The sequence below is a fragment of the Streptomyces sp. KLMMK genome, from assembly GCF_036961605.1.
Lineage (GTDB): Bacteria > Actinomycetota > Actinomycetes > Streptomycetales > Streptomycetaceae > Streptomyces > Streptomyces telluris.
In genome coordinates, this window is record NZ_JBAMDC010000736.1 from 1 (window position 1) to 1,386 (window position 1,386).

3 protein-coding genes are annotated in these 1,386 nt (G+C 74.5%); all 3 read right to left on the reverse strand.

Features of this window, described 5'->3' with window-relative positions; all coding sequences use genetic code 11:
• Positions 1 to 221, reverse strand: a 221-nt coding sequence (locus V7793_RS37585) for a hypothetical protein (protein WP_336014236.1), incomplete at its 3' end; no start/stop codon positions are given.
• 141 nt (positions 222 to 362) lie between these two features.
• On the reverse strand, positions 363 to 965 hold the full coding sequence (locus V7793_RS37590) for a TetR/AcrR family transcriptional regulator (protein ID WP_336014238.1): 603 nt from the start codon (positions 963 to 965) through the stop codon (positions 363 to 365).
• 111 nt (positions 966 to 1,076) lie between these two features.
• Positions 1,077 to 1,386 (reverse strand): acetyl-CoA carboxylase biotin carboxyl carrier protein subunit (locus tag V7793_RS37595; protein ID WP_336014239.1); only part of this gene is annotated, 310 nt, incomplete at its 5' end.

Genomic DNA, 1,386 nt, shown 5'->3' on the forward strand with positions numbered 1-1,386 from the left:
GGCCCTTCCGGGGGCGGCGGCTCGTCCCAGCAGCTTCGCAGCGCCGGGTCGCTGGGCGCCGAGCCTCCGGCGAATACGGCGCGGGTGGCGGACCTGGCGCCCAGGCGGCGGTAGCTCTCCGGTTCCGCCGAGGCGAGGCTGCCCCCGATCCCGCCGCAGTGGCGGGCAACCACGACGGTGTGGTCCGGCGGTGCCGGGCGGGCCTTGGGTGGGCCGGGCACCGCCGGTCTGCGCCGTGGGGGCGGGTCGCCGTTGCGGCGGAGTCATTCAGCCGGGGCTGTCCGCCTGCTTCCGCCGTGGCGGCGAGGCGCCACGGCGGCGTTGTCCGGCGGTGCCGAGACGGACGTAAGGGGTATCAGGGGTCAGGGCCCCTCCGGGCAGGGCGCCGTAGCCAAGCCCTGGAGCGTCAGCGACAAAAGGCGGTCCGGGAGTTGGGGGTCGTCCGGGGACTGCTCCGCGGCCAGCGAGATCGCGTTCGTCAGCTGCATGACGTCGGCGATGTCGACGCCGGCGCGGACCGCCCCGGCCGTCTGCGCCCGCGCGAGCAGCACGCTCCCCGCCTCCCGCAGGGGAAGGCTGCAGCGCGACATCGCGGATGCCTCGTCCGCCTGGGCCGCCAGCAGGGCCCGTGAGAGCCCCCGGTAGGTGCTGGCGTGCGCCACGCAGGCCCGTAGCCAGTCCACCAGGGCCCGGCAGGGCTCGGGGGAGGCCAGGAGTTCACGGGAGCGGGCGAGGAGCCCGTCGACCTCGCCCTGGAAGACGGCGCTCATCAGCGCCGTGCGGTTGGGGAAGTGGCGGTAGAGCGTGCCGATGCCGACCCCGGCCCGGCGGGCGATGTCCTCCAGGGAGGCTTCCGTGCCGTGCTCGGTGAACGCGGTCCGGGCCTCCGTGAGCAGCCGCTCGTAGTTGCGCCGGGCGTCCGCCCGCATGGGGCGTGGTGACGCTTGTGTGCTCTCCGTGGCCATGGCTGCCGAATCCTCCCTCTGTCTCCCCGTCTGCCAAGGATGCCACCGACAAGCCTGTGGGCCCCCGCCGAGGGCTCGGCGGGGGCCCACAGGCAGGCAACGGCTGTCGCGTCAGTCCTTGATCTCGCAGATGACGGCGCCGGAGGAGACGGAGGCGCCGACCTCGGCGGTGATGCCCTTGACCGTGCCCGCGCGGTGCGCGTTCAGGGGCTGCTCCATCTTCATGGCCTCCAGGACCACGATGAGTTCGCCCTCGGCGACCTCCTGGCCCTCCTCGACCGCGACCTTGACGATCGTGCCCTGCATCGGCGAGGTCAGCGCGTCACCGGACGCGGCCGAGCCGGCCTTCTTCGCCGCGCGGCGCTTCGGCTTGGCGCCGCCCGCAGCCGCGGTGCGCGCCAGCGTCATGCCCAGCGAGGAC

Excerpts from the sequence above, each read along its gene's own strand:
- V7793_RS37590 (WP_336014238.1), bottom strand. The coding sequence starts at position 965 with ATGGCCACGGAGAGCACACAAGCGTCACCACGCCCCATGCGGGCGGAC.